Consider the following 6,331-nt stretch of genomic DNA (forward strand, 5'->3'; position numbering starts at 1 on the left):
GCCGTGGGGCCCTTGTCCGTGAAGGCCTGGTGCACCGACCCGGACAGGGCTCGGGCCGCGCGCGGCGTCCACTCCGTCATGCCGGGCAGCCGGTCCGGGACCCGGGGGAACGCCCCCTGCTGCTTCGGAGTGCCTCCCGCGCCGCTCGTGGCTTCGTGGGTCGGCGCGGTGACGGCTCGCGGGGCCTGCTCGCCCGGCACGAGCCTCAGCGCGCCTTCGGTGCCGCCCTCCACGGGCACGCCGTCCGCGAAGAGCTCCGGGGGCGCGCGCAGCCTCGTTCCCGGGGCCGCCGCCGTGAAGCGGGACTCGCCGACCTCCAACGCCTGGAGCTTCCCCTGCCCGTCGTAGGTCGCGTGGAAGCGGGCGCCCAGCATCGTGCCCTCGGCGCTCGCGGGGGTTCGGGCCGTGACGCAGTGGGGGCCCTCCTCACCGGACAGCTCCTCGCGGCCCTTCACGCAGCCCTCGGGGGGCGGGCTCCTCCACAGCCACAGCGCTTGCGGCACCGCGTCGCTTCCCACCACGCGCCCCGTGCCATCGACCTGCAGTGACACCTCGCGCACGCGCTCCCCGGCCCGACCTTCGCGCACATGGAGGTGCCGGCTGATGTACGTGAAGCGCCCCGCCTCCAGCGCCAGGGTGACCGTCCCCACCGGCACGCCCCGCCACGCGAAGACGAAGCGGGCGGGCGTCCCGGCCGTGGTGCCCGTGCTGGCGGGGTTTACCGGGAGCGCCAGCAATGCGACGGCGAGCAGGGCCTTCATGGGCGTCCCAGCATGCGTCGAATTTAGGACCGGCGCGAGAAGGCGGGTTAGCGTGCCGGCCGTCCATGGGCGCCAAACGGTACCTCTTCTCGTTCGGGCTGGCGGCGGCCCTGGTCTCCGCACTCATCCTGGGCCTGCTGCTGCGGTGGGTGACCGGCGCGCCCGACAATGCGGCCGGGTGGGCGGTGCTGCTGCTGGGCGTGCCGCTGCTGTGGCTCGCGGGCAGCTACCTTGCGTGGTTCCGCTGGGCCTCGATGCGTCGGCGCGAGCGCCGGGACCTGATGGCGCGGCTGGCCGAGGGCGACCTCACCACGCCCATCCACCAGGGCTTCGAGGGGCAGGAGGACCTGCGCCGGCTGGTGCTCTCCCTGCGCCGCGCCATGTCCCAGGTGCAGCGCGTGACGAGCAACCTGCACCGCACCGGCAACGGCGTGAGCGACCAGGCCCGCGTGCTGCTGGAGGCCGCGCGCCGGCAGGGCGGCGCGGTGGAGCGCACGCTCAGCGCCGTCGCGGGCAACGGCACCAGCCTCCAGACGGCCGTGAAGCGCGTGCAGCACATCGAGACCTTCGCCCACGAGACAACGGGCGCGCTGCTGGAGATGACGGAGCGGCTGCACCAGGTGGTGGACGGCCTCACCACCGTCAACGACTTCAGCCAGCGCACCAGCGGGCTCATCCAGGCGATGACGGAGCGGCTGGGGCAGATCGCCACGTCGGGTGACGAGCTGGGCCACTTCGCCAGCGAGGCCACGGACTTCGTCGCGCAGGTGGAGGGCGGCATCGACGCCGTGCGCCGCCGCGCCACGGACACCAACAGCATGGCGCTCGCGGTGACGGCCACCGCCCACCGCGGCGAGACGCTGGTGGGCGACAGCGTGCAGGGCATGTACCGGGTGGAGGAGACGGTGCGCAAGGCGGCCGAGCTGATGGAGATGCTCGGCACGCGGTCGATGGAGATTGGCCGCATCGTGGACGTCATCCAGGAGATCGCCGACCAGACGAATCTCCTGGCCCTCAACGCCGCCATCATCGCCGCGCAGGCGGGCGAGCACGGCCGTCCCTTCGGCGTGGTGGCCAACGAAATCCGCAGCCTCGCCGAGCGCACCACGCGCTCCACGCGCGAGATTGGCACCATGGTGACGGGCATCCGCGACGCGGTGGAGACCGCCGTGGCGCTGGTGCAGGAGGGCCGCGAGCAGGCCACCGCGGGCGTGGCCCTGGGCGACCGCGCCGCCGAGGCCCTGGGGGAGATCCGCAGCATCACCCAGCGCACCTTCGCCGCCGTGGAGGCCACCGTCGCGGAGACGCAGCGGCTGGAGGCGCAGGGCGCCAGCGTCGTGGAGGCGAGCCAGCGCGTGGCCCGCCGCGTGGAAGACATCACGCGCATGGCCATCGAGCAGTCCGCCAACGCGCGCGACCTCGTGCGCCAGATGCAGGAGATGACGCGCGTGGGCCAGAGCGCCGCGCAGAAGGCGGAGGCCCAGGCGCGCACCGGCCGCGACCTGTCCGAGGCCGTGATGCGCCTGAGCGCCGCGCTGGAAGAGCTGCGGCAGGCCCACCTGGTGCTCACCCGGGGTGACGCGTCCATCCGCGAGGAGGTGGCGCAGGTGCGCGAGGACGCGCGCCGGGTCATCCGCATTGGCGACGGGTTGGATCGCACGGTGGATCAGCTCCGCCACGAGACGACGAGCCTGGAGGCGGAGGTGTTCCGCTTCCAGCTCCCGCAGGCCCGGCCGGGCGGCGCGCTGCGCGTGGGGCTCCACCAGGCGGCGTCGCTGCGCAACCGGCAGGCGGTGGATCCGCTGTTCAGCGTGGAGAACCAGATGGCGGAGCTGTCCGCGTGCGTCTTCTCCGGCCTCGTGCGGCTGGAGGACGGCATGCTGGTGCCCGACGTGGCCGAGCGCTGGGACGCCGACCCGTCCGCGCGCCGCTACCGCTTCTACCTGCGCCGGGGCATCACCTTCCACGACGGCGCGATGCTCACCGCCGTGGACGTGAAGCACCACCTGGAGCGGTTGATGGATCCGGCGGTGCGCTCGCCGGACCGCAGCCTGCTGGAGGACGTGGAGGGCGCGCCGGAGTACTCCAGCGGCCTCGCGCGCGAGGTGACGGGCATCGAGGTGCTGGACGAGGGCACGCTGGAGATCCGCCTGCGCGAGCCAAAGGCGTTCTTCCTCCAGCTGATGGCGCTCACGGCCACCGCGGTGGCGAAGGTGGACGGCGCGGGGAAGCTGGTGGGTACGGGCCCCTTCCGCGTCGTCGGGCTGGAGCCGGACCGCGTGGTGCTGGAGCGCAATCCGGGCTACTGGCGCGGCGGGATTCCGCTCCTGGACCGGCTGGAGTTCCACCTGCTGGAGTCGCGCGACCAGGCGGTGCGCCGGCTGTTGGAGGGACAGCTGGACCTCGTGTCCTTCCTGCCCACCGTGCAGACGGAGGCCAAGGGGCTGGAGGTGCACCAGCTGGTGGCCAGCACCACGCCCTCCACGGCCTTCCTGGGCCTCAACCTGAACGAGGCGCCCTACAACGACGTGCGCGTGCGCCGGGCCCTGCGCGCGGGCATGGACATCACCGGCATGGTGGAGCAGTTCCATCCGGGGGCGCGGGTGGCGCGCACGTTCACTCCGCCGGAGCTGCTGGACGGCGCGGAGCTGGGCCCGCTGCCCGCGACGGACCTCGCGCTGGCGGAGCGCCTGCTGCGCGAGGCGGGCGTGCGGCGGTTGCAGCTCACCCTGCACCACTCGGTGGGCCGCGACACGTCCGCGGAGGACGCGGTGCTCTTCCGCCCGTTGGTCCAGGCGGGGCTGCTGGAGCTGCGGCACGTGCAGATGAACGCGGAGGAGTACGTGCCGCGGCTGCGCGAGGGGAAGATTCCGGCGTTCCGCACGCAGTGGCTGGCGGACTTCCCGGATCCGGACGTGTTCCTGCACTTCCTGCTCAACTCCAACGCGCAGACGGTGTACCCGCTGGGCTACCGCAACCCGGAGCTGGACCGGCTCACCGCCGAGGCGCGTGTGTCCATCGACCCGGAGCTGCGCTCGCAGCTGTACCGGCGCGCGGAGATGCTGGCGCGCGAGGACTGCCCGCTCATCCCGCTGTACCACGACCGCACGCATGCGGCGGCGGTGGCGTCGGTGCAGAACCTGCGGCTGCACCAGACGCCGCCCCAGGTGCGCTTCGAGGACCTCTGGGTGGATCCGTCCGCGAACGGCTGAAGCCGCCGCTACGGCGCCGCCCGGCGCGCTCCCGACGGGCTGCCGTGGCGCACGGGCCAGCCGCGAGCTTCCGTGCGCTGGCCCACGGCGTAGGACTCCAGGACCCAGACCCCATCGCGGCGCAGCACCACGTGCATCACCTCGCCGCTGAACACCGCGCCAGCGACCTGGACGCGGCCCCGCAGGGAGCACATGCCGACCTTCTGGCCGGCGGTGAACCACTCCAACCAGGCCTGCCGGTCGCCATTCGGAAGCTGCGCGTCGGCGAGCACGCCCAGCGAGCCCCGCTCCAGCAGCGCGGCTTCGTGGAAGGTGCCCGGCAGCACGGGCGAAGGCAGCACGTCCACCTCGTAGAGGACGTGGCCGTCGTCGAAGCTGAACGAGCGGAGCACGGTGCGCAGCTCTTCGACGGGGCACGCGGTGCCGTCCGTGCGGTCACACACGAGCGCGAACGCGTGACCGACGGAGCCGCCCGGTGTCACCAGCACGGGCTCGGCGAGGGGCGACAGCGTGCGCACGCCGGCGTCCCAGTCCAGTGCCACGGGCACGCCCCCATCCGTGTCCACGAAGGCCCGCGCGCCCGCGAGCAGCCGTCCCGAAGCGAGCGCCAGTGACGGCGCGCCTCCCGGCACACCGGCATCGAGAGGTTCGAGGAGCAGCGAGGCGACACCGCCGTCCGCGAGCGCGGTGGGACCGAAGGCGGGTCCTGAGGCGAAGCCGGAGTGCGGCGTGAGCCCATCGCGCTGCATCCCGACGCCAGCATCGACAGGTGCTGCCATCCACGACGTGAAGGCCAGCCGTCCATCCCACGGCGTGTAGAGATACGCACCGCGCGCATCATCCACGGCGAGCCTCGCCGCACCGCCACCGTCCTCCTCCGCGCTCGCGGCCAGCAGCACTCCCGCATCCGCACTCAACAACACGAGCCTGGAGCGCAGGGGCTCCCTCGCCGTGCCCGCGTCCGGATCCGCTTCGCTCCACCACGTGACGTGCGTGAGCACGTCCCCTTCCGTCGTGAGCGCCACGCGGCCTACGCCCGTACCGGGCACGCCCTCCGGAACCCCTCCATCCAGCGCCGCATCACCGAGCGCCAGCGACGTGCGCCACCGCAGTTCCCCCACGCCTCGGGGCGCATACGCCTCCAGGGCCTCCGGCGCGAGCACCACCACGCCCGCATCCGAAGCCGCGAGCAACGTCCTCACGCCCCCGTCGTCATAGGGCGATTCGTAGCGCAGGAACCCACCTTCCGTGTACGCGGCGAGCCTGCAGCCCGCGTCCCCTCCGCACACCGACGCGTAGACCGTTCCGTCGTCCGCCAGCACCACCGGCCCACCCTCCTCCGCGACGGGCTCGCCTCCCAGCTCCGCGGTGAAGAGCGGCTCCAGGTCGCCTGCGTCCGGCCGCATGCACTCCCCCGCGCTGCACGTGCCCTCGCCCTGGCACGGGGTCGCGGGGGCGCAGACGAAGCCGTCCGGCGGCGTCACCGTCCGGCACGTGCCCAGCAGACAGACCTTCGCCTCCTTGCAGTCCACCGCGCCGCACGAAGTGTAGTTGGCCGCGTCCACCACCTTGCATCCCTCGTTGCGGTCGCACACGCCCACCTTGCACGGGTCGCGCGGCTCGGGACACACGACGTCCGCCCTCACGCAGCCCTGCGTCGGTGAGCAGCTGTCCACCGTGCACGGGTTGTCGTCATCGCACGTGCGCGGCTGCCCCACGCAGACACCCGCCTGGCAGTGGCCGTCCTGCTGGCAGCGGCTGCTCGGGATGCACGCGGCGCCGTCACCCTGCGGAGTTTCAATGCACTGGCCTGACTCCAGGTCGAAGCGCGACTCGCGGCACTCGCCCAGCGGCACGCACGCCAGCGGACGCACGCCCACACCGGTGAGCTTCACGGTGGCGGTGGTGCGACCCGCGGTGAGCACCAGCTCGCCCTCCACGGGCGCGCTGCCCGCGCTGAACAGGATGTCCACCGTGCCCGTGCCGCTGCCCGGCACCACAATCTGCGACACGACCACGAAGAAGGGGCTCTGCGCCGCCGCCTCCACCTGCACGCCCGCGCGGCCCGTCGCCACCAGCGTCAGCGAGCGGCGCACCTGGGTGCCCTCCAGCACCCGGCCGAAGTCCACCACCGTCTCCTGCGGCCGGAAGCTGGCGGTCGCGTTGCCCACGTTGGGGCCGTCTCCACAGTGGCATCCACTGAAGACGAGCAGCGCCAGGAGCCACCAGGGAGCACGAGCACGGAGCATGCCCCGACTCAACCGCGCCCACAGGGCCCGCGCAACGTGCGTCCCTACCCGCCCGGTCGACCCCTTACAGTTCCGGGGGCCCCCTACGGCTCCACGGCGGACTCACGCC

Annotated in this window: 3 protein-coding genes; 1 reads left to right on the forward strand and 2 read right to left on the reverse strand. The window is 73.1% G+C overall.

Annotated elements, in window-relative coordinates; translation table 11 throughout:
- The coding region (locus D7V97_RS38355) for a hypothetical protein (protein ID WP_120615545.1) at positions 1 to 761 on the reverse strand (761 nt) is incomplete at its 3' end.
- Positions 762 to 826: 65 nt separating this feature from the next.
- Here D7V97_RS38355 and D7V97_RS38360 point away from each other — a divergent pair.
- Positions 827 to 3,973, forward strand: coding sequence for an ABC transporter substrate-binding protein (locus D7V97_RS38360; RefSeq protein ID WP_120615546.1), 3,147 nt, complete (start codon positions 827 to 829; stop codon positions 3,971 to 3,973).
- An 8-nt stretch (positions 3,974 to 3,981) separates the two neighbouring features.
- Here D7V97_RS38360 and D7V97_RS38365 read toward each other — a convergent pair whose 3' ends face one another.
- Positions 3,982 to 6,222, reverse strand: a complete 2,241-nt coding sequence (locus D7V97_RS38365) for a hypothetical protein (RefSeq protein WP_120615547.1) — start codon at positions 6,220 to 6,222, stop codon at positions 3,982 to 3,984.
- Positions 6,223 to 6,331 lie beyond the last annotated feature (109 nt).

The organism is Corallococcus sp. CA053C, assembly GCF_003611675.1.
Taxonomy (GTDB): Bacteria; Myxococcota; Myxococcia; order Myxococcales; family Myxococcaceae; genus Corallococcus.